Source organism: Bacillus sp. FSL R5-0447, from assembly GCF_038606125.1.
Taxonomy (GTDB): Bacteria; Bacillota; Bacilli; order Bacillales; family Bacillaceae; genus Bacillus; species Bacillus velezensis.
The window spans coordinates 606,481-626,740 of record NZ_CP152012.1 but is presented as its reverse complement, the minus strand read 5'-3'; the positions used below and the strand labels follow the sequence as shown (position 1 = coordinate 626,740).

At 39.0% G+C, this 20,260-nt stretch carries 22 protein-coding genes, 1 pseudogene and 1 riboswitch; of the genes and pseudogenes, 5 read left to right on the top strand and 18 right to left on the bottom strand.

Annotation, left to right across the window (positions count from 1 at the left end; translation table 11 throughout):
- Positions 1-3 precede the first annotated feature (3 nt).
- The 8 genes from thiD to NYE68_RS03175 form a co-directional block, all read right to left on the bottom strand.
- A complete protein-coding gene (thiD, locus tag NYE68_RS03210; protein ID WP_229041592.1) occupies positions 4-822 on the bottom strand; it encodes a bifunctional hydroxymethylpyrimidine kinase/phosphomethylpyrimidine kinase in 819 nt (272 codons plus the stop codon).
- Between the two features lie 14 nt (positions 823-836).
- Complete coding sequence (locus tag NYE68_RS03205) at positions 837-1,595, bottom strand: class I SAM-dependent methyltransferase (RefSeq protein ID WP_039252583.1); 759 nt, start codon at positions 1,593-1,595, stop codon at positions 837-839.
- Positions 1,592-2,602 carry a thymidylate synthase gene (locus NYE68_RS03200; RefSeq protein ID WP_012116918.1) on the bottom strand — a complete coding sequence of 337 codons (1,011 nt, stop codon included), beginning with the start codon at positions 2,600-2,602 and terminating at the stop codon, positions 1,592-1,594. The genes NYE68_RS03205 and NYE68_RS03200 overlap by 4 nt, the downstream gene beginning before the upstream one ends.
- A complete protein-coding gene (locus NYE68_RS03195) occupies positions 2,599-3,063 on the bottom strand; it encodes a nucleoside 2-deoxyribosyltransferase domain-containing protein (RefSeq protein WP_229041593.1) in 465 nt (154 codons plus the stop codon). The genes NYE68_RS03200 and NYE68_RS03195 overlap by 4 nt, the downstream gene beginning before the upstream one ends.
- A gap of 77 nt (positions 3,064-3,140) precedes the next feature.
- A riboswitch (TPP riboswitch) is annotated at positions 3,141-3,244 on the bottom strand.
- A gap of 87 nt (positions 3,245-3,331) precedes the next feature.
- Positions 3,332-3,712 carry a hypothetical protein gene (locus tag NYE68_RS03190; RefSeq protein WP_032870380.1) on the bottom strand — a complete coding sequence of 127 codons (381 nt, stop codon included), beginning with the start codon at positions 3,710-3,712 and terminating at the stop codon, positions 3,332-3,334.
- A 109-nt stretch (positions 3,713-3,821) separates the two neighbouring features.
- Positions 3,822-4,871 (bottom strand): Cfr family 23S rRNA (adenine(2503)-C(8))-methyltransferase, encoded by a 1,050-nt coding sequence (locus tag NYE68_RS03185; protein WP_039252586.1) that lies wholly within the window; start codon positions 4,869-4,871, stop codon positions 3,822-3,824.
- Positions 4,872-5,022: 151 nt separating this feature from the next.
- On the bottom strand, positions 5,023-5,226 hold the full coding sequence (locus NYE68_RS03180) for a hypothetical protein (RefSeq protein ID WP_007409550.1): 204 nt from the start codon (positions 5,224-5,226) through the stop codon (positions 5,023-5,025).
- A 143-nt stretch (positions 5,227-5,369) separates the two neighbouring features.
- Entirely contained in the window at positions 5,370-6,164 is a 795-nt protein-coding gene (locus NYE68_RS03175) for a dihydrodipicolinate synthase family protein (RefSeq protein WP_032870452.1), read from the bottom strand.
- A 305-nt stretch (positions 6,165-6,469) separates the two neighbouring features.
- Between NYE68_RS03175 and NYE68_RS03170 the strand changes: the two genes are divergently transcribed.
- Positions 6,470-7,105 (top strand): hypothetical protein, encoded by a 636-nt coding sequence (locus tag NYE68_RS03170; RefSeq protein WP_039252591.1) that lies wholly within the window; start codon positions 6,470-6,472, stop codon positions 7,103-7,105.
- A 98-nt stretch (positions 7,106-7,203) separates the two neighbouring features.
- On the opposite strand, the gene NYE68_RS03165 is transcribed toward NYE68_RS03170, so the two are convergent.
- Positions 7,204-8,241 (bottom strand): NAD(P)/FAD-dependent oxidoreductase, encoded by a 1,038-nt coding sequence (locus tag NYE68_RS03165; protein WP_039252592.1) that lies wholly within the window; start codon positions 8,239-8,241, stop codon positions 7,204-7,206.
- Positions 8,242-8,304: 63 nt separating this feature from the next.
- Positions 8,305-9,243, bottom strand: a complete 939-nt coding sequence (locus tag NYE68_RS03160; protein ID WP_039252595.1) for a cation diffusion facilitator family transporter — start codon at positions 9,241-9,243, stop codon at positions 8,305-8,307.
- Between the two features lie 192 nt (positions 9,244-9,435).
- On the opposite strand from NYE68_RS03160, the pseudogene NYE68_RS03155 reads away from it, so the two are divergent.
- Positions 9,436-9,857, top strand: a pseudogene (locus NYE68_RS03155) (VOC family protein).
- A 73-nt stretch (positions 9,858-9,930) separates the two neighbouring features.
- On the opposite strand, the gene NYE68_RS03150 reads toward NYE68_RS03155, so the two are convergent.
- The 5 genes from NYE68_RS03150 to NYE68_RS03130 form a co-directional block, all read right to left on the bottom strand.
- Entirely contained in the window at positions 9,931-11,277 is a 1,347-nt protein-coding gene (locus NYE68_RS03150; protein ID WP_060563153.1) for an FAD-binding oxidoreductase, read from the bottom strand.
- A 400-nt stretch (positions 11,278-11,677) separates the two neighbouring features.
- Positions 11,678-11,998 carry a hypothetical protein gene (locus NYE68_RS03145; protein ID WP_061861192.1) on the bottom strand — a complete coding sequence of 107 codons (321 nt, stop codon included), beginning with the start codon at positions 11,996-11,998 and terminating at the stop codon, positions 11,678-11,680.
- A gap of 241 nt (positions 11,999-12,239) precedes the next feature.
- Positions 12,240-12,425, bottom strand: coding sequence for a hypothetical protein (locus NYE68_RS03140; protein ID WP_061861191.1), 186 nt, complete (start codon positions 12,423-12,425; stop codon positions 12,240-12,242).
- A gap of 161 nt (positions 12,426-12,586) precedes the next feature.
- Complete coding sequence (locus tag NYE68_RS03135; RefSeq protein ID WP_015416896.1) at positions 12,587-12,952, bottom strand: cupin domain-containing protein; 366 nt, start codon at positions 12,950-12,952, stop codon at positions 12,587-12,589.
- A gap of 35 nt (positions 12,953-12,987) precedes the next feature.
- The gene (locus NYE68_RS03130; protein WP_324636095.1) at positions 12,988-13,464 is read right to left on the bottom strand and encodes a DinB family protein; all 477 of its coding nucleotides are present in this window, start codon (positions 13,462-13,464) and stop codon (positions 12,988-12,990) included.
- A gap of 190 nt (positions 13,465-13,654) precedes the next feature.
- Here NYE68_RS03130 and NYE68_RS03125 point away from each other — a divergent pair, with 190 nt between their 5' ends.
- From NYE68_RS03125 to NYE68_RS03115, 3 genes are all read left to right on the top strand, one after another.
- Positions 13,655-14,620: a patatin-like phospholipase family protein gene (locus NYE68_RS03125; protein ID WP_225046141.1), complete on the top strand. Its 966-nt coding sequence runs from the start codon at positions 13,655-13,657 to the stop codon at positions 14,618-14,620.
- A gap of 357 nt (positions 14,621-14,977) precedes the next feature.
- Positions 14,978-15,295, top strand: a complete 318-nt coding sequence (locus NYE68_RS03120; protein ID WP_012116900.1) for a helix-turn-helix transcriptional regulator — start codon at positions 14,978-14,980, stop codon at positions 15,293-15,295.
- Positions 15,282-15,851: a DUF2812 domain-containing protein gene (locus NYE68_RS03115; protein WP_064107250.1), complete on the top strand. Its 570-nt coding sequence runs from the start codon at positions 15,282-15,284 to the stop codon at positions 15,849-15,851. Before NYE68_RS03120 ends, NYE68_RS03115 begins: the two co-directional genes overlap by 14 nt.
- Before the next feature lie 105 nt (positions 15,852-15,956).
- Here NYE68_RS03115 and NYE68_RS03110 read toward each other — a convergent pair whose 3' ends face one another.
- The 3 genes from NYE68_RS03110 to NYE68_RS03100 all read right to left on the bottom strand — a co-directional run bounded on the left by NYE68_RS03110 (position 15,957) and on the right by NYE68_RS03100 (position 20,118).
- Positions 15,957-16,637, bottom strand: coding sequence for an amino acid racemase (locus NYE68_RS03110; RefSeq protein ID WP_064107251.1), 681 nt, complete (start codon positions 16,635-16,637; stop codon positions 15,957-15,959).
- A 655-nt stretch (positions 16,638-17,292) separates the two neighbouring features.
- The gene (locus NYE68_RS03105) at positions 17,293-18,744 is read right to left on the bottom strand and encodes a DHA2 family efflux MFS transporter permease subunit (protein ID WP_229041637.1); all 1,452 of its coding nucleotides are present in this window, start codon (positions 18,742-18,744) and stop codon (positions 17,293-17,295) included.
- Positions 18,745-18,927: 183 nt separating this feature from the next.
- A complete protein-coding gene (locus tag NYE68_RS03100) occupies positions 18,928-20,118 on the bottom strand; it encodes an MFS transporter (RefSeq protein ID WP_229041597.1) in 1,191 nt (396 codons plus the stop codon).
- Positions 20,119-20,260: the final 142 nt, after the last annotated feature.

Genomic DNA, 20,260 nt, shown 5'->3' with positions numbered 1-20,260 from the left:
TCCTTAAGCGGTTGTCTCTTGGTTAATAGTTGAGCGATATGCAAAATGATTTGTAGGGCCTTGTCCTTTCCCGATTCCTAAGGGATGTTTAATGGCTGCTGAAATGAATTCCTTTCCAGTTGCCACTGATTCCGGTATGCTGTGCTGCTTTGCCAGCTCTGCAGTTATCACAGCTGAAAACGTACAGCCTGTTCCATGAGTATGCTTTGTATCAAAGCGGGGAGAAACAAATTCCTCGAAGTCCTCGTCAAAGTACAAAATATCACGGGCTTCTCCGTTCAGGTGCCCCCCTTTTACGACAGCACTTTTTGCCCCGTATACCTCCACTATTTCTTTCGCCGCATCACGCATCTGCTGTACAGTCTCGATTGATTTGCCGATGATTACTTCCGCTTCCGGAATGTTCGGTGTAATAACAGTTGTTTGGGGTATTAATAATTTCTTCAAATGATCAATGGCGTCCTTATGGAGCAGATGATGTCCGCTTTTAGCAATCATAACCGGATCCATCACATACGATTGAATATTTGCGTCTTTTAACTTTTCTGCCAGCAATTCAATAATTCCTATACTTGCAAGCATACCGGTTTTGACAGCATCCGGTTTTATATCATCCATGACACAGTCTATTTGCTGAGATATATTCTGAAGAGACATCTCCTCAAAACTTTTCACACCAAGTGTGTTTTGTGCAACAACTGATGTAATAACTGCCATTCCATATACCGTTTGTTCCTGAAATGTTTTTAAATCCGCGTGAATTCCCGCCCCTCCGGAAGGATCAGTCCCAGCAATCGAAAGCGCTTTATAAGTATCCGTCAATTTACACTCCTCCTTCAGGCAGGTTTCACTGCTTTAAAAATGACAAAAGGCGGATATTCCTTTTCACATTTCCAATTATTAAATTGAAACTCTTTCTCTATGGCTTTTACATGCTCTTGGTCAATATCGTTTAACGTTGGTTCTGATAAAGTTACATTTTCAAAACCTGCAAGAGTTAATAGTTTATAATACATTGACTTAGGCCAATGAAAATCATTTAAAATTAAATCTGCTTGTCCGGGAACATGGAGCCATTCATTTCTTTCTTCTCCGTAAGAATATTCTTTCCCCGGTATTCCATTACGGAAGGTTGAAAATTCAATTCCGGTTGAATCAGGATTCGTATCGAGTATGACAAATGAAGCTCCTGGTTTTAACACACGAAAAATTTCATCTATGATACCTTTGATACGCTGGTCACTATCCGTATTAATAAAAACATAACAGGCCATTGCAGCATCAACTGAGTGATCTGGTAAGAAGGAAAGATTATCGTGTTCAATTAAATGATAGTCCACATGAGGATGTTGTCTTTTTGCCTTTGCTATATCTAACATCTTCCTTGATTCATCGACTGCGATCACATTGCAGCCTATTCTGTCAGCCAGCCTATAAGCTACCTTTCCTGGACCGCATCCGAAATCGAGCACCTTTTTAATCTCCGCTTTATCAAAAGTACGAAAAACAAACTCAAAACCTAACGTTTGTTCTAAAACGTCGTTATAAGCATCGAATTTACCAGCAACACTGTCTTCTTTCCATGAAGTTTTCATTGAATTTCCTCCTTTTGCTCAGTTGAGAAATAATGAAACCACTTATTCCTGACGAAAAATTGATATATAGGAAGTAAACTTTGAAATAGAGAATGATCCATATCCCGTTTATATGCAATATGCTGGTATATACTAAAAAGGAAAAGAATCTGTTTCCAGTAATCAGGTAAATCAAGCATTTCAATATCGTTTTTAGTCATAGAAATTTGATCTTTCCTAAGTAATTCTTCGTACTTTAAGACTGTTTCAATGGACGGCCAGTTATTTCCCTCAGGCATTTTCGGAAATTCAAATTCCGGAATATCATGGTGATTTTCAGCTTCTTCAAGCACCGTTTTCGCCCATTCATGATCTGAATCATAAATATGGATCGATCCCGCATTATGAAAATATTCTCCGACTTCTAAACGCAGTTCTCTGGCCATTAATTCCTGCATGAAGGTAAATGAGAAAAGATCACTGATCATCCCGCGAAAAGCATCATTTGCACGCATGACAGAAGACATGTATAATTCGCCTTCCCTCACAAAAAACTGCAAACCGATTGTGCAGGAAACATCTATATTTTCTAAAACGAAGAGTTCCGAAGCATCGAATATTTGAATAAATGCCCTTTTTGAATCAATATCTTCTTGTGTCAAAAGATTTTTTATTCTATTCCATTGATTTAGTTTTGCATTTCCGAATTCAAATATTTTAGGCCCGTACGCAGTGCCTGTTAATGTTTTTTTATTCATTGAGTATGAAGGCATTTTTTTATTGTAATAACTGATAAAATCTAAGTCGTTACTCCCCGATAAATACCATAGCACTTCAGCAAAATTAAACACGATATTGGTTTTTCTTGAGGATAAATAAGTGACACGTTCTATTGGATTTTCCAGAGTCAGATGGTAGTTCAATTGTTCTCTGCTTTTTTGTCCGCGCGGTGAATTGAAAAATTCAGGGTTGTGATAGATGTCATACAGCGTTTCCGTATATGCTTCATGAAAAGTTCTCTTTCTCATTGAGATTCCGCCTTATATGCTGCAAAGATATTTTTAATGTTCTCTAATAAATCATCTGTATCTTTATAGCTGATGTGCTCAACATCCGCCACTGCATGTAGCCCTTGAATTAAGAAAGCATAATCCTTGTCCTTTTCTAGAAATAGCACGATCTTTTTTTTCAAGGCAGAAGCCCATCCAATTTCTATATGTGTTCCAGGAGAAGCGGGTGATCCGGGAAATGCTGCAAAAAGGTCGCAAGTACTTATTTCATCAAAATCAATTTTAGTGCATTGAAGGGGTGTCATGAAATCTTTCCCCCACCCTTCCCGCTTGTGAGCATTATGAACCAGCCATCCTTCATTCTCAAAAAAGGAAATTAATGATTCCAGCTTTCCCCTCTCATACGTACTCATCAATCCAGTTTTCTCATCTACTAAACTTTTAAAAGGCCCTGCCAGAAAAACTTTTTTAGTCGCCACTTCATATCACCCTTTCAAAATAAATAAAGCCACTTTCCTCTATGGAAAGTGGCTTAAATATAGATAAGATAAAGAATCTCTCTAATTTTTCACTTCCCTACGCTGGTATTAACCAAATCAGGTTCAAAGGGTCAGGACGTATTGTCTCTTCTCAGCTATTAAAGCTCCCCTAGTGACTTTTTATAAATATTTACTTTAATTCTATGCTATTCCATATAAATAGTCAAACAATGACTTTCCCTTCAATATTGCAGCTTACCCACTAGTTTTAAAACCTTCCGGCCTCTTTTTTCCTGCCAACGAATAAGGTGACCACAACACTGGCTAAACTGACCAAAGTCCCCAGTACGGCAGCAAGAATTGTCAAAAAGCCATTGGGGATCAGAAATCCAACCGGAATGAGCCCCGCAAACGTGAGGACGATAAAACATTGATAGACTCCGGATATGATTCTCACAACCAAGCTGCCAAAAAAGGACATGACGAATGGAGGAATGAACAAACATAAGATGATTCCGAGTGAAATCAATAAAATCATAGGCTCGTCAAAAGAAATGACACGATCGCCGGGAGACTCTTCAGCAGCCGCGAATACAGCAAATATAGACATTATCAGCGTAAGAAAAACAAGAAAAAACCTTTTCAGCAACGTTATGACTCCTTTTTTTATAAAAACGGGTATCTTTTTTTCAATCACGATAACCATTTTATGTTATCAAATGAAATAATATGAAGTCAAACCGAGTTCTGCACCTGATTTATTGGTTCTTATTTTTTTGATAATTTCCATATAATTGTCCGCAAGCAGCATCTATATCAATGCCAAATTGACTTCTGACGGTCACGTTAATTCCTGCTGACTTTAATTTTTTATAGAAGTTTACAACTTGTTTCTCATTTACTTCTTCAAATCTCATAGGTGAACTAACAGTCGGGTTATATCTAATGATGTTTACATGGAACAAGTTCCCTCTCTTATATCTGCTTCTTAAAAGATTTACTACTTCATTCGCATGATCAATAGAATCATTAACTCCCGGCAGCATAATATAAGCAATATAAACTTTTCTTGAGGTCACACGTATATGCTCATCTAATGTGTCCATTACCTCCAATAACGGGTAGCGTTCATTAATCGGCATTAACTTGCTTCGCTGTTCATTAAAAGGAGAATGTAATGAAAACGTCAGGTTGACCTGCGGATAATCCTGAGTGATTTTTTTAATGCCCGGAATAATACCTATGGTCGAAATAGATAACCTGCGAGGGCTTAAAGCAAACAACTCCGGATTTGTAAGCACATGTAAAGCATCAAAAACTTGTACATTCGCTAATGCTTCTCCCATTCCCATAAAAGAAATACTGTCAATTGAATGTCCTTTTAAGTGAAAGTACAAAATTTGGTCAGTCATTTCATCTGACGTTAAATTGCGTTTTAAACCAATATCTCCTGTTGCACAAAATGTACAGCCAAAATGACAGCCGCACTGCGAGGATATACAAAATGACTCCCAACCGGCTTTATATTTCATATTAACCGTTTCTATTTTTTCGTCTCCTGAAATTTCAAATAAGACTTTTGTAACTTGCTCAGAATGCTGCACTTTTAAAGGAGCAATATTTATAATTGACTCTCCGAACTCCTCTATTAACAATTTTCTCAAGGATTTAGGAAGAACCGTTATTTCATTGAAATGATTTATTCTCCCTTGGAATACAGCATTTTTGATTTGATTCATTCTAAAATCAGGAAATTTATTTTGCTTCAGGAACTCTTGGATTCTTATATACTTGTTTTTTTGTTGCATGTTTTCTCATCCTTCCATAATACTCTTGTTTGTTTGAGTAAATAGAAGGGAGTTATCAATCTAACCATTTTTTAAAATCAGGCACAAAAAAACACCGACACAATTATCGGTGTTACGCTTAAATAACATCATGCACAAATAAACAAGGACATTATGTCATTGGATTATCGTTTATTTGACATAGAGAAAAAGCACCGATAACTGTTTTTGTATGGTGATTTGGCTTAAAAAAGGACAGACTGCTCCCTTTGTCCGCCAAGATGTTTCCAATTTTTGCATTTTTACCATACAAAATTCCATAAATCGTTATCATCGCTTTCACCTCTTTCTTGTCAATATTAGCAATAATAACCATATCATAAGGTTTCCCTTATGTAAAGCTAAACAAATGCTTACGCCCCCGCTAATGACAGTATTATACAACTTGCTTATTAAGCCTAATCCAAGTACAGAAAGCGCGCTGATCACATTTTTCACTTATCCGCGACGGAACATTTCTTATATAATGGGTGACCGGCAGCTGCCTGCTTGAATCCCAATCTTCCTATAGTGATTTTTTATATTCATGACAGTATGATGATTTGTCACTTCAGCAATCAGATCGTTTATTCGATCCAGATTAATCGGTTTATTTTCTGATAAGCTGCTGAAGCTTTCTCTGATTTCTTCAGGATAGACATTTCCGGCCATGCTTGACAGGCCGTTACACCCGTTACTCAGCATCTTCGGAAATTCAACGTCTCCTGCCGCAAACAAAATAAAGTGATCAGGGAACTCTGTTTGTTTATGACGCAGAACGTCTCCTCCTTCTTTCAGCCCCCTTATCCGGGGATGCCGGCTTATCAAGTCTTTAAGCGCTTTCTCACTCAGATTAAAACCGGTCCGGCCGGGGTTATTATAAAGCACAGCCTCTTTAGAGGTATGACTGAGAAGTTCGTCAACGTAATAAACGGCTTGCTGCTGTGTCGGTCTTATATAAGGAGGAAAACCAATCAGTACAGAATCAATATTGGTTTTCTCGATGTGTTTCATCAGTTTGACGGCATCACTGGTTCTTACGGCTGAAACACCGAACATCAGTTCAACATCTTCAAATTTTCGCTGATTAACATACTCAATGATCTGAAGACGCTCATCTATGCTGAGTGAATGCTGTTCACCAGTCGTGCCGCATATGAGTAACGAATGGATACCGCTGTTTTTCAAATGTTCGACAATAGCATCAAATCCTTCTACATATAAACTTTCATCTTCATGAAAAGGCGTAGGGATAGCAACATTAAAATTTCGCATGAGAATGTCCTCCAAGTACATATTCTTGAATATCTGCAGAGTATCATATAACACTGTCTGACATTTAAAAAGATACAGTTTCAGATAACTTTACATGTCAGATGTAAAGGCCGACACACAAAAAAAGCAGGCAAAGAGAGCCTGCTTCATAGCTTCGGCCTTAACTGTTTTACCCATTGGTTTTGGCGGGCTAAAATATTCAGACTCAACAACATTTGACGGATTCATTTAGGCACATGCCCTTATCAAAAACAATCTGGGTGCATATCCTGCTCCTAAAAGCCATTCATAAAGGGAGTTTAGATATGTATTATTATTATTATCCGTATTATGTATATGATTACAGACAGCAGCCTGATTTAAGTCAGGCAAATCATAAAATGCGAAGCCATTTATCTGCGATTCAACAAATTCCAATACACTCATCCTCCTTTCAACAATCAATGGCTGCGGTAGTGAAACACTTGCAGGCTGTCAGCAGAGCACTCGCTCTGGGATGCGGTATGAGTTCAGAATTCAGATTTCTTCCAGACACTTGGGGATTACGAGAACTTCATACTGTACACGCGAAATATCTTACTCCGTTGAGCTATCACGTTTATTCCGCTTTAGGCGCAGCAGAGCTTCTCGCCGCCGGACAAGGCCGGGCTCCTCATTTTCCTCTTATGGTAGGCTGCATGAATTCAATACTTCGTCTATGGTCAAACTTCCCCGCAGCGATAGCAGACCTGCGAAGAGCAGCCGGTCACCAATACGCGTCATCTGTAGACGAGGCGGAAAATCTCCTAAGACCAATGGTTCCAGCCACACAACAGGCATTATCCATCAGTCAATCTGCAGTGAGTCCGGCTATTTGGCAGGCTTCCTTACGTGCCGCGCAGTTAGCTAGGGAGGTACGTCAGAATGTTGCACAATCAATGAGTCAGGGATCTTCTTATTAATTAAGCCAAAAGATTTTTTCGGCTTTACACAGTCACATAACCGGACTTATTCAACACAAAAAAGAGCAGTAAACACGTAAGTTACTGCTCTCCTCTGTCTATCCGCCGTTCATTTGTTTTACAATGTATTCAGCATCATTTCCTACACCTTGAAGCAGCGCTGAACCTCGCCTATGCTGCCAAGGTAAACCAATAAAATACAATCCTTCCACAGCTGAAACACCCCGGTGATGTATAATTCGGCCTTCCTTATCCAAAACACCTTCTATTTTCATCCAACAAAGCGGATTCTTAAAACCAGTTGCCCAAATGATATTGTTTACTTCTAATGAAGATGAATCTTTAAAAATGATTTCATTTTGCTTTCCGGCTATGACTCTTTGTTTTAAGATGATCTTCTTCTGTCTTATTGCATGTTTTAATTCATACCCAAATATGGGGTCGCCTTTCTTCTGAATGAACTTGCCTAATATGGATGTATGACTTGCATGTAAAACTCCTAATTTATCAAACCACCAAAAGATGCTTCTTTTTCCAATCCATAAAGGGAAATAAACCGATTTATTACTGCAAGCCAAATATGTAACTCTTTCTTTGGATAATTCAACAGCTATCTGAGCCCCGCTATTCCCGCCGCCGACTACCAGTACATTCCCAGGCGCCAGTTGTTTTGAATGTTTATATTGTGAAGAATGTAATTGATGAATATGATCGGCTACATCCCTTGATATTGATGGAATATTAGGGGTATGAAAAGGACCTGCGGCCATCACAAGATTCTTCGTTTGATATTCTTCCCGGTTTGTTTTTATTAAGAAATAGTCCTTTAATTTTTGCACACTTATTACTTCTGTCCGTAATTGGATCGGGATTTCAAATCTTTCAACATAATTTTTCAGATAAGCAGCAATTTCATTTTTTGAAGGGAGTCCATGCTTGTCTCCTTCAAGCTGCATTCCAGGCAAAGAGCTGTACATTCGAGAAGTAAATAAAACCAATGAGTCATACCGGTTGTTCCAGCTTTCTCCCACTTCATGACTTTTATCCAAAATGATAAACTTTTGTTTCGACTTCTTTAGATAATATCCTACTGAGATTCCTGCCTGACCGGCTCCGATTACTATCGTGTCGTACATATGAATCCCCCCTCCGGTTTTATCTTAATTGTCAGCAGACAAAGTGAGTCCCTATTTCCTCCTTTAATGATGATGGTCACGCGGATTCTCAGATTGGGCCTGACAAAGAATCGTATTGTCGTGATTATGCGCTGCTGTTTCCATTTGAATGGTTACATGTGTAATGCCTTTATCTCCAAGTTCATGTTCCATTTTGCGTAAAATACTTTCACTTTCAGAAATGGTCAGTTGATCGTTAACAACTGCGTGGCAGGAAAGAGCATTCAATCCGCTTGTGATAGACCATATGTGTAAATCATGAATGCTTTGAATTCCTTCTGTCTCTTCAATTGTATGAATGATGTCAGTGACATCGATATTTTCCGGAGTTCCTTCCATTAATACGTGAATGGAGTCTTTCGTCACATGATAACCGCTTCTCAGCACAAGAATAGCTACAATGACACTGGCCACTGGATCTGCCCAGCTCCACCCGAAGAAGATGATAAGGATCGCAGCCAGTATGGCACCTACAGATCCGAGCATGTCACTTATCACATGTAAGTAAGCCCCTCTTATGTTCAGGTTATTCTTTGTATCTCCGCCGTTCAGCATAATCCAAGCGACCAATATATTCACAGCTAACCCGATGATACTAATCGTCAGCATGCCGGTTGTTGCTACCTCCGGCGGATGAGAGAAACGTTTGATTGCTTCATAAATGATATAAAGGGAAATCAATATTAATGCAACACCGTTTATCACAGCTGCGAGAATCTCAAATCGTTTGTAGCCGAATGTCTTATGATGACTTGCCTTTTTTTCGGCCAATTTAAAAGCAATCAGAGCAACCATTAATGAGATCGAGTCACTCAGCATATGGCCTGCATCTGACAAAAGCGCTAAACTATTGGTTACAAATCCGCCTATCGCTTCTATTATCATATAACCTGTAATCATGATAAAAGAGATCAATAAAACCTTCTTATTGGCTCCGCCAGCGTGATTGTGATTGTGCCCCATAAAAATCTCCTCCTTATCTCATACACTGCATTTATTATTTCTTTTCTGTTATGAAGCATTCTAACATGGACAAAAAAATAACCTTATATGATTATGTGCTCATATATGAATATATAGGTTCTTTACTGAAATGTCAAAATCTTTTCAATGAAAATGTCCAATACTTTATATTGCTCTTGATCAATGATTGCTATGAAGCCGCGGATTACAGTAATTACTTTAGGCGCAGACAATTTAGAAAAATCGCTTCACTTCTATCGGGATGGCTTGGGTCTGCCTACAGAGGGAATAGCCGGTACAGAATTTGAACATGGCGCAGCTGCCTTTTTTGACTTACAAACAGGACTGAAACTTGCCATTTGGAACCGCAAAGACATCGCACATGAAACAAACGTTACGTTAACTGCGCCAAGCCCTGCAGAATTTACATGAGGACATAATGTTGGCAGTAAAGCTGAAGCCGATAAAGTCATGGAACAGGCAAAACAGGCAGGAGCAACGATAACTGATCCCGCTCATGATACTTTTTGGGGCGGATACTCCGGTCACTTCCAAGACCCGACGGGCACCTATGGGAAATCGTTTGGAATCCGCACTGGGATGCAATTGAATAACCAAATTTAGCAACGATAAAAACACACCTGAATGTTCTGGTGTGTTTTTTATTTGTTTCCCAAAACGATCAAACTATTTATACGATGGCGGGATGCTTTGCGGAAAACGGAATACATTTTCGGGATCGTATTTCGCCTTTATTCTTTGAAGCCTTGCAAAGTTTGAGCCATAATATGCTTTTCCGAAGTTCTCGATATTTTGATCCGGAACATTCACATATGAACCTGTTACATATGGTTTCATCAGCTGACGCACTCTTTCAACTGATGCAAGATTCGAAGCTTCTTGTGATTTATTTTTCCAACTGGCCGTCCATTCCGTATAAAACAACGGACGGCGCCAATAGAAGGCTGTTTCACTGCTTGGTACTCTGCTTATCGCGCCGCCCCAATTGATAAAAAAGAAATTGGTTTCTGTCCCAGTCGCTTTTTCTAAAAATTGTCTCATTACTGCAATAGGTTCTTCCGGCCAAAGATTGAGCGCCCACGCCGAGGAGAATTTAACACTCTGATCAGATCTGCCGGGAATCGGTTCGTCAGGATCTAAGAAATCTATACAATCCGGGTAGTATAATGTTTTGATTACTGTTTGTGCCGGCGTTCCGGCATTTAATAAAGGTTTTAATAATTGAATCAGCTCTGGTTTTGAACCGAGGAACAATCCTTCCGCATGGCACAAGCCATTTACCTTGCTGTAAATCTCAAGGTAGCATCCTAATCGTTCGTCTGTAAACGGCGCCCATTTTTGCCACGCTTTAAATACCGTTTCTAACTGTTCCCACGGCCAAATAATATTAAAGACGGTTGCGGTTTTAGGGGCACGGTGAACTTTGAACGTATATTGGGTGTTATATCCGAAATTGCCTCCCCCGCCGCCTCTGGAAGCCCACAGTAAATCTTCATTGCGGGATTGATTTGCTTGTATGATCCTGCCTTTGGCATCTACCATTTTCAGTGCGAGAAGGTTATCGCTTATCAGGCCGATCGATCGTGAAAGCACTCCAAATCCGCCTCCCATTGTGATTCCTCCGATTCCGACGGTTGGACTGTCTCCGAACGGGGCCATAAAACCTTCCCGAGCTAAACCTTTTACAAGCGGGCCGACGTGAATGCCGGTTTGAACGGTTGCTACCGCGTTTTTTTCATCTAAGAAAACTTTATTCATGTCACTCACATCAATAACAATCCCATCACTTACCGTGGAAAGATTTTTATCCAGAGCATGGCGGCCGCTTCTGACACGCATAGGCACATTCTTCTCACGAGCCCATTTAATAGCATTACTTACATCGTATGAATTTTGTGCAAAAACAAAGACAAGCGGACAGACATCAACATAAGGGTTCCAATTCTTAACCGCCTGTGTATAGCCGGGGTCCCCTTTGAAGATGACGCGTCCTGTTAACTGTGCTGATCCCATCTATTTCACTCCCAATAAGCATTTGATTCCGATACCAGTATATGTAGGGATGGGACAAATTCTTAGACAGATGTTCTGCAAACTTAAAAATAGATACATATACGCGAAGATGATATAAAAACAAAAAAAAGACAAGAGCGGCAAGCTGCCGAAACTCTTGTCTCTCCTGCCTTTTTTATCATGATAGGCACTTACAATTATTGGCGTGATATCCCGACCAAACTATGGAAGTCCATAGAAAATTATGTTTGTCCTGCCATGCGTGGTTCTGCTGAGACACCGGCTGAGCAATCTTTCTGCTTGATCCCCCGACAAGAATCTTATTCTTTATCGTTTTTGCACCCCTGTACGGATAAAATCAATACACATTGAATCTTATCTTTTACATGATGAAAAGCTCTTATTTTTTCTTCTTGTGCTTACGTTTGCAATCCTGTTTTTTCTCTTTCTTATGACGTTTTTTACATTTCGCTTTTGCTGCTAATTTTGCCGCTTTTACCTTTGCTTCTGCCGTTGCTCTTGCTGCTTCTGCTGCTCTGGCTCTTGCTTCTTCCGCTCTTGCTATCGCCTCTTCCGCTCTGGCTCTCGCTTCTGCTTCTCTTGCTGCTTCTGCTCTTGCTTCGTCTTCCGCCATATCAAAATCATGGCCAAGGTCACAGGCTTCGTTGTATGGCTTTTTCCTCTGAACGTACTGTTGATCTTCACCTTCGTTATAATACATTACGCCACTCCTTCTCTCATCTTTTAATCTTTACATACTATGTAAAGAAATAACTGCAGCTTGGACTGGTATTTTGATGAACCGGCACATTTTAGGATAATTTTTATTTATCGATACAACAGATTCTGGATGCTTGATGAAACTTAAATGTTTATGATAAGCAGCGTAAAAAGGGAGACTGCGAAAAAGGATGCTGTACGCTGCAGCATCCTTCTGTACCAACTTTTTGTGTTTTTGACTTTTAGTTTGCTTGCTGTGTTTGTTTTACTGGTTCTTTGCTAAAAAGTCCGACAACGTTCCACAAGATAATTGCAGCAGCTATGATTGCACGAGCCGTACTGACTTCTTGGTTAGTAAACAATTTATAGCCATATACTGATCCCAATGCTGCTATGCAAAAAATATTGAACCATTTACTCCAACGCAATTAGAAAACTCCTTATAAAATGATTACATTTTCAAACAATATATTATAATATTAACAAATTTTTCAATATTTAACCTTAAATCATTCTTAATTGGTTTTCCTGATCATTTTCTCTAATCGTCATTCGATCTTTCGGAGTTTTGATCGTTTTTTGTTACAGGCTAGACCCAGACATCATTTTCAGCTGTTTGATCAGTTATTTCCTGCCCGGTATTTACAACACCTTTAGGCTCTACAAGCAAAATGTTACACTCTGATTCTGCATAAGGTTTATGTTCAACATTTTTCGGAATGACAAACATTTCACCTTCATTTAATGTTACTTCTCCATCACGAAATTCAATGATCAAATTACCCTTAATGACAATGAAGACTTCATCTGTTTCGTCATGCTTATGCCAAACAAAATCCCCTTGTACCTTAACAAGTTTAAATTGATAATCATTCATTTCAGCGATTACTTTTGGAGACCATTGATCTTGGAACGCAGCTAATTTCTCTTGAAAATTAATCGGTTTATATTCCATTCTTTCCGCTTTCCTTGTAAAACTCTATCATTTAACTAGTCCCAAATTAAAGGCCTGTCCACTTCAGCAGTTCTGAGATAGTCTAAAAGCTGACCAGTATGTACGGACTCATGGTAAGCGATTCTTAATAACATGTCTCCTAGTTCGCGAATATATCCAACATCAGACCTGTCAATCTTTATATTTGTTAAATCTGCTTCGTTTAACGATTTGATGAATGTCAAAAACTCGGCCCGATACGGTTTTGCAAATTCTAATTCTTCGGTTACTGTGGTAAACATTTTTGATTCATAAGGATTAATAGTTTCCTCTGAAAACTCACTCATATTTTTCATTAAAATTTGATGATAAAGAAATTCCGCTTCTAATATGTGTCTTATCATTTCTTTACACGACATGGCTTCGGAATCCGGGCGCCAGTCCATTTTTTCCTCAGGTATAGCTGTCCATAACTTGATGCTTCGCCGTCTTACTTCTTCAAAATTTAAAATAATAAGGTCAATCGTATTCAAGTGTTTTCCCCCTTTTATTTTTAAATAATTCTCCTTCTTCCCGGAAAAAACCTCTTTAAATAAAAAACGTATTCTTTCCCAACTCGCTGGATTGGTAATTTAAGATAAGAAGATATTCATTCATCCATACAATAGACTCTGGTTGAACATATACTAAATGATAGTTTTCATCAGAAAGGAGAAATCAGCTTTGGCAAAGTATCGAATCATGACCTTTGACGGGGGCGGTACCTTAGGTGCTTTAAGTTTACAGCTATTGAACAGACTGGCTGAAGAAAATCCAGCATTGATAAGCCGAACCCATGTATTTGCGGGAAATTCAATCGGTTCATTTACTGCCCTTGCATTAGCAAGCGGAAGATCTCCGAAGGAAACACTTCAGTATTTTGAGGATGAAATCCTGCCCGCATTCAGCACTTCCCGGCCGGGAGGACCTGTTTTCAATCAACAATTGCCATATTCCGGTTTTATTAAAGCGGTACGAAACTTTTTCCCGCCAGGCCTTCGCCTTAAAGATCTAAGAAAACGAATTGTTGTCCCTTCATTCAAACTATACTCCCCAGCACTGGATCGTTGGACGCCCGTATTATTTCACAACTTTCCCGGCTCTCCCTATTTAAATGAGAAAGTGAGTGATGTCATACTGCGGAGCAGCGGTGCTCCCGCAACGCAGCGCGCCTATCAAAACTACGTGGACGGATATGTAGTGGCAACGAACCCCAGTACGGCCAGTATCGCGTTTGCGGTTGGTAAAGCCAACGTGCCATTGGATCTAATTGCGGCGCTATCCATCGGTACAGGCGAAGCCCCGACTCGGTTAAGAAGAGATACGAGGGGGTGGGGAATGGTAAGTGCGGATAACATACGTCCCGAAAATCTGAAGAACCTTCCTCCAAATTGGGGAGTCCTTTTGGACAGGTCGCCTAATGAACCATTACTGCCATTTCTTCAGATGATCTCCGGCGGAAATGGCTACTATGAATCCATGGTCAGTGCGAATCTGCTGGGAGATCGCTTTTTCCGGTTAGATCCGCGGATTCCTAACTTCTCCAAAACAGACCCTTCCGTGGTTCCCGCTGTCATTGAAATTGCGAACAAAACCAACTTAGAGCCTGTGAATACATTTCTAGAGAAAAACTGGAACGACAGCCATTAAATAAGTCAGAAGTTTACATCATCATACAATGAACAAAAAATACCAAGGGACTCAAAACCCTTGGTATTTTTAATGCGGCTGAGAGGATTTGGACATTCATGGGTTATTTATACCCTGGGCATTCGATAAAGCTTATTACCGCCCGGCATTTCAAACACTGAAGTTAGGCATTACAACCAACAATCGGGCCATTTAATTGAATAGGACTACCCAGAAGCCGCTTCCCATTACGTAAGAAAAGCGGCTTTTTAGATTTGATTTTCAAGTTCCTTTGACAAATTTTGAAAAGACTCTTGACTATTCAGTTGAACTGTATTAAGTTTAACTATATAGTCAGACTGAATAGAGGATGAGGATATGAAACATAAATTATTACCGCTGTCTGAAACCATGCATTATATTTTATTAGCTCTGCGGGAGCCGCTTCATGGCTATGCCGCCATGCAGAAGATCGAAAAGATGAGTAACGGAACTGTTATTTTAGCGGCCGGCACATTATACGGCGCGATTGAAAACTTGAATAAGCATGGCTGGATTGAACCTGTCGGAGAGTCGGGCCGGAGAAAAGTTTATATGATAACTGCGGAAGGAAGCGCCATTTTGAAAATGGAACAAAACAGGTTACTGCATATTTTATCCCTGTACGAAGGAAGTGAATCGAATGAAGACATTTAAGATGTTTTTTGATATTGAAAAAGAGGAGCAATGGCTGAACGAGCAATTACAAAAAGGCTATCGCTGTACAAATATCAGCGGATTAGGAATATACACTTTCGAAAAAACCGACAAAAAATATGTGATGCGACTGGATTATCAAGATTATTTATCAAAGAAAAAATTCAAGAACTACAGAGAGATCTATGAAGACTTCGGCTGGAGTTATATAAACAGCCCATGGCTCAGCGGAACTCGATATTGGCAAAAAGAAGATGATGATCAAAATGAAATCTTCTCGGATCGCCAATCAAAGAGTAGTTATTATAAAAGATTAATGAGTTATTCATCTTGTTTTGGTTTACTTTGCTTATTTTATTCTTATTTGATTTACAAGGATTCAGGTTTGTATTTAGCTGAAGGTCTGTGGAGTATGGAAGGCGCAATGTTTTGGAAAGCATTTTTATTTGAAACTCCATTTGCCCTTCTAAGGTCGCTTCCCGCTCTTATGGCTGTTATCTTCGGCATCAGTTACTATAAAGCGTATCGAAAATATTCAATGTTAAAGGAACAATAACACGGGGAAGTTACATTCAAGAAGTAATCGAGGATCATGTATTTGCCGAAGCTGGGCGCTTTAACGAAAAAAAAGCGCCCTGCATTTGCTGATAAATCAGACGGCTTATTTTGTTAATGATACATACTTATTTACAATGGCTTGAGCGAGACAAGCTGATGAATCAACAAAGGTAAGTTCGCTGCTTTTTTGATCCGTGACCATATTTAAATCCGTACATGCAATGATAACCGTATCAACCTTTTCTGCTAATTCACGGTGTAATTCATCATATAATGTACCAGCCTCATCGATTTGACCTTGTTTAATCTTTTCTATTATGTGATCGACATAGATTTGCCAACTATCTTGATGTAAAAAATCATAACCTTCTCTGTTTAACGCTTCTTGAAATATTCCAGATTGAACCGTAGGATAGGTGGCTAAAAGAGCTGCTTTTTTTGAGCCTCTAGGTATTTTTTTTATGGTTTCATCAACCATGTTTAGTAAAGGGACTGAAAGCGATTTTTTTATTTGATTAAAATAGATATGTGCGGTATTACATGGGATGGCAATAAAATCAACACCCGTTTTTTCAAGCTTTACAGCCCCCTCAATAATTGCCTTTTCCATGTCCGTATGATTGAGAGGTTTATTCATATAGAAAGGAGTCGGACAAGAATAAATCATCATATGAGGGAAATCCATATCATGTACTGCTCCATATATTTTTTGGCACTCGTCTACTACCTTATCTACAAATGGCCCAGTAGATTTTGGCCCCATTCCTGCCAGTATTCCAATCATAATTGTCCTCCTCTGTAAAAATGTGTACGAATACGATCACGATGAGTTATTCTTGTGTTACTCATCTGAATCTGCTCTCATTTCTTTTTGGCTTTCTTTCCTATTTTATCATTTCATTAATCGAATTATCATATTTATTTCCGCCGCACGCAGTCAGCAGAATAACCGATACACTAAGAAAAATAAAAGACTCTTCAAAAGATGGCTGGCAAACCGGACGACTACTATTAGTAGTGGACTCTTTTGGTCACAAAACACATTTTTTAAAAAGAAACAAAAAATACCAAAGGTTGTCAAAAACCCTTGGTATCATTCAGAGGCGGCCGAGAGGACTTGAACCTCCACGGGTTATTCACCCGCTGGGCCTTAACATAGTGAATCCGTAGCACTGATTATGAAAGCTATTTTCATTACACCTTCTAACACCACATTACATCATTTCTATAAGTTTGAATGAATTATGGTTAATAATTGGCGAGTAAAAAACACCCTTAATTCCCCACTTCTCCGAATCTCATTAGGATGAAATGATTTAACATTCATTACCTATGTTGTGTCACTGATCAATGGATTGATTTAATTGAAATGAAAACCGTTTTTCCTTACTAGCCGATGTATATTTTAAGAAAATGACCTTTCTTTTTTGGTTTTAATCTTACGATAAATCATCATTATCTGTTTCAAGATATTGGTCTTTTTTCTTTAAAGTAAGGGCTAGAATGAAACAGACAGCCGCAAAGACAATCGCTGCACGATAAACTGTATGAATACCTTGGGTCATACTTTGTATGTTCAGCATAGTTTTGTTGGCTTCGTTTGTATGTTGAATATAATGCTGCGAAGCCGCAGCCATAATACTTGTATAAAGAGCCGGACCGATTGCACCAGATACTTGGTTAATGGTATTTGAAATTGCTGATCCATGGGCATGCAGCTGTTTAGGAACTTGATTTAGCCCTAGAGTCATCACCGGCCCTATACTCAACCCTACTCCAATTGTAAATGCTGCATAAAGAATGGCAGCTGTTGTCGTAGCCGTTTCGTTTGAAATCTGAGTAAATAAACTTAAAACGATCATTATAAGAAGTAAACCAATGATGATCAGCGGTTTAAAACCAACCTTATCAAACAATCTCCCGCCAATCATCGCTGTAAATGCCAGCGTGATTCCGCCAGGCAGCATAAGAAATCCCGTGCCTAATGGTGTCAAGCCGGCAGCTGTTTGAAAGTAAAGAGGTAAAATAAGCATCATCGAAAACTGAATCATCATAATGAGAAACATCAGAAACATCGCTCTTGAAAAAACGGATGACGTAAATGGTTTCATGCTGATCATGGGTGACGAAAGCTTTGTTTGCTGTCTGACGAAGAAAGCAAGAGCCAGCACACCAACAACAAGCGTAATCCATACGATTGGGTTTCCCCATCCAGATGCTTCACCAGCTGTACTAAATCCATAAACAACTCCGCCAAACCCAACTGTCGAAAGAATCACGGATGGAATGTGAATCGTCGGTTTAGATGTTTCAGATACATTGTGAAGTTTAAAGACAGCTATTATCAAAATGAGCACCGCTGCAATCAAAAGACCTAAGAAAACAATTCGCCATGAATAATATTGAATAATTAAACCAGAAATGACAGGTCCGATCGCCGGAGCAAACAAAATCGCTACGTTGAATATTCCCATCACAGTTCCGCGTATACTTACCGGTACAAGTGTTAACATTGTACTCATGACTAATGGTAAAACAATACCTGTTCCCAATGCTTGAATCATACGGCCAATAAAGAGTAAAGAGAAGAATGGCGTAATATAACCAATCAATGAACCAATCACATATAAACACATCGCTGTGATAAACAGTTGCCTTAGTGTAAACCGTTGAATTAAAAAGGCTGATACCGGTACGGATATTCCGATGATAAGCATATAGCCGGTTGATAGCCATTGGGCAGTGCTTGTTGTAACGTGCAATGTTGAAATGATACTGGGCAATGCCACATTCATTACAGTTTCACTGATTAGGCATAGAAAATTCCCTAAAATTAAAATGAAGAGAATGACTTTGCTTTGCTTACTCATTTTTTCATTTGTTGGCATGATTTTTCACCTCTGTATCGAAAATAGCTTCGTTATTTGTTCGCAGGCTGCCTTCAAAGAAGCAATGTTTTTTTCGTCAGGGACAGTGCAGATGCGCTTTCGATCCAAAAAGAACCCCATTGTTTGCATTCTTCAGGGACGTTTCCCGACCGAGCAAATTTATCAGCATAAATTTGTTCCCAATCGTTATAATTTTACAGGTATCTCCTCTTCTAAAACATTAGCTGGTTTAGTGAGTTTCCAACCTAGTAAGATAATAATCAAACCTAAGGTGATAAGAAGATATAATGTAGGAACAAAACTTCCTAAATAATCATGTAGAAAACCGATGATAAATGGCCCCACTGCACCAATCATATACCCAATGGCTTGAGTCATTGCTGACCAAGTGCTTGCTTCTATAGGTGAAGCTGTCTTATCTATTGGTAATAATAAAGTAAGTGAAACAAGACCACCGCTGCCAATTCCTAAACATATGCTTGCAACAATAGGTGTTACGTTTGTAAAACATAACAGGGATAAACCGATCATCACGCTGAGGGTGAGGAATGTAATCCAAAATCTTCTGCTTGGCATGACCTTTAAGAGACTAGGCAATAAAAGAGTAGCCGGCAGCTGTGCAAGCATAGATATTGTACCGATGAGTCCGCCGAATGCCGCAGTTTCTCCTTTTTCCTCTACAATTGCTGGCAGCCAAGCTGCAAAACAATAAAATAAAAGAGTTACAAGCCCTACAAAAGAAGTTAATAACCAGGCCTCTTTATTTTTTAATGGTAAAGATGCACGACTTTTTTTTGACGATTGATTGGTGTGATGATGAGCGTGTTTTGTGACCATAAACCAAAGTGGAAGAGCGAATAGAGCAAAAATACTCCAGAATGCTAATCCGTTTTTCCATGAATCATTTAGTATGTGTTGAAGTGGTGTTGTCAGCCCAATAGAAATAGATGCACCAACGACCATTGACGTAGAATATATGCCTATCATGGATGCAGCATTCTCTGGAAAGTAACTTTTGATGAAGCCAGAGAGCAGAGGGCTTACAATCCCAATTCCTGCACCAATAAACAAAGCCGTTATTAATAGGTATATTGAGGAATTTGAAAAGAAACGCAGAAACGTTGCAACACCTATACAGGCGATAAAGAATGTGATAATTTTCTCTGATTGATAGCGATTGGCTAAACGACCAGCAAATAATGAACAAAAACCAAAACATATTAAAGGAATAGACGTGAGTAAACTCGCTGACATCGAACTCATGCTTAGTTCCTCCGTTATTCCGTGTAGAACTGGGCTAACTGAAGTGATACCCGGTCTCAGATTAAATGCAGCCAGTATAAGTGCAAATAGAAATAATCTATTACGATTGATCATACCAATTACCTCCGATTGATTTCTTGAAGTTTAATTCTATCTAATGGTACATGAAGTTATTACATAAATAAAATGCATATTAATTATATTGGAGATAACAAAAATGATATGAAAAACCATAAATTCAACTTAGTGATCAGAT

Coding starts and splice junctions, on each gene's coding strand:
- NYE68_RS03200 (WP_012116918.1), bottom strand. CDS start 2,602: ATGAGAAAGAGAACTTTTCATGAAGCATATACGGAAACGCTGTATGAC.
- NYE68_RS03135 (WP_015416896.1), bottom strand. CDS start 12,952: ATGGAATATAAACCGATTAATTTTCAAGAGAAATTAGCTGCGTTCCAA.
- NYE68_RS03120 (WP_012116900.1), top strand. CDS start 14,978: ATGAAACATAAATTATTACCGCTGTCTGAAACCATGCATTATATTTTA.
- NYE68_RS03175 (WP_032870452.1), bottom strand. CDS start 6,164: ATGCGAAATTTTAATGTTGCTATCCCTACGCCTTTTCATGAAGATGAA.
- NYE68_RS03110 (WP_064107251.1), bottom strand. CDS start 16,637: ATGATTGGAATACTGGCAGGAATGGGGCCAAAATCTACTGGGCCATTT.
- NYE68_RS03150 (WP_060563153.1), bottom strand. CDS start 11,277: ATGGGATCAGCACAGTTAACAGGACGCGTCATCTTCAAAGGGGACCCC.
- NYE68_RS03100 (WP_229041597.1), bottom strand. CDS start 20,118: ATGATCAATCGTAATAGATTATTTCTATTTGCACTTATACTGGCTGCA.
- NYE68_RS03145 (WP_061861192.1), bottom strand. CDS start 11,998: ATGTATTATAACGAAGGTGAAGATCAACAGTACGTTCAGAGGAAAAAG.
- NYE68_RS03165 (WP_039252592.1), bottom strand. CDS start 8,241: ATGTACGACACGATAGTAATCGGAGCCGGTCAGGCAGGAATCTCAGTA.
- NYE68_RS03185 (WP_039252586.1), bottom strand. CDS start 4,871: ATGCAACAAAAAAACAAGTATATAAGAATCCAAGAGTTCCTGAAGCAA.
- NYE68_RS03205 (WP_039252583.1), bottom strand. CDS start 1,595: ATGAAAACTTCATGGAAAGAAGACAGTGTTGCTGGTAAATTCGATGCT.
- NYE68_RS03160 (WP_039252595.1), bottom strand. CDS start 9,243: ATGGGGCACAATCACAATCACGCTGGCGGAGCCAATAAGAAGGTTTTA.
- NYE68_RS03180 (WP_007409550.1), bottom strand. CDS start 5,226: ATGGTTATTATTGCTAATATTGACAAGAAAGAGGTGAAAGCGATGATA.
- NYE68_RS03170 (WP_039252591.1), top strand. CDS start 6,470: ATGTATTATTATTATTATCCGTATTATGTATATGATTACAGACAGCAG.
- NYE68_RS03115 (WP_064107250.1), top strand. CDS start 15,282: ATGAAGACATTTAAGATGTTTTTTGATATTGAAAAAGAGGAGCAATGG.